The organism is Pararcticibacter amylolyticus (assembly GCF_003130405.1).
GTDB lineage: Bacteria > Bacteroidota > Bacteroidia > Sphingobacteriales > Sphingobacteriaceae > Arcticibacter > Arcticibacter amylolyticus.
The window spans coordinates 1-839 of the sequence record NZ_QEAS01000084.1 but is presented as its reverse complement, the minus strand read 5'-3'; the positions used below and the strand labels follow the sequence as shown (position 1 = coordinate 839).

1 protein-coding gene is annotated in these 839 nt (G+C 63.2%); it reads left to right on the top strand.

Annotated elements, in window-relative coordinates; translation table 11 throughout:
- A partial coding sequence (locus DDR33_RS26210; RefSeq protein WP_238387951.1) for a DUF6443 domain-containing protein occupies nucleotides 1-839 on the top strand: 839 nt, incomplete at both ends.

Below are 839 nucleotides of genomic sequence, written 5' to 3'. Positions count from 1 at the left end.
AAGGTGACCGATGAGGCCACCCTGAACACCATCAGCAGCAACAAGGACCAGGTACAGACCACCATCCAGTATTTTGACGGCCTGGGCCGCCCCCTTCAGACCATCCAGCGGCAGGGCTCCCCTGCGGGCAACGATATCATCCAGCCCTTCGAGTACGACCCCTTCGGCCGTGAAGCCCGCAAGTACCTGCCCTATACCGCAGGCGGTACCACAGGCAGCTACCGCAGCGATGCCCTGGGCAGCAGCGGGGCCCAGAAGAACTATTACAACAGTCCCCCCTCCGGGGTGCCCGCCATCCCCTCCGGGGCCTACGCCGAGACCCTCTTCGAGGCCTCGCCCCTGAACCGGGTGAGCGAGCAGGGCGCCCCCGGGGCCGCCTACCAGCCCGGCAGCAGCCATACCGTAAGGACCGCCTACGGCACCAATGCCGCCGGGGAAGTCAGCCTGTGGACCGTCAGCAGCACCGGGGCCAGCCGCAGCACCTACCAGGCCGGTACCCTCTACAAGACCACCCTTACCGACGAGAACGGCAACCTCACCCAGGAATACAAAGACCTCCAGGGAAAAGTCGTCAGCAAGAAAGCTCAGGTAGCCACGGGGACCTATCTCACCACCGACTATATCTACGACGACCTGGACAACCTGCGCTACGTGGTCCCCCCGCTGCCGGCAGGAGTGACCCTGGGCAGCACCCTTTCAGAAACCGATGCCCTGTTCAGCAACTTCGTGTACGGCTACCACTACGACAGCCGCAAGCGGCTGAAAGAAAAGAAAGTCCCCGGCAAAGGCTGGGAATACCTGGTCTACAACAAGCTGGACCAGGTGGTGCTCAGCCAGGA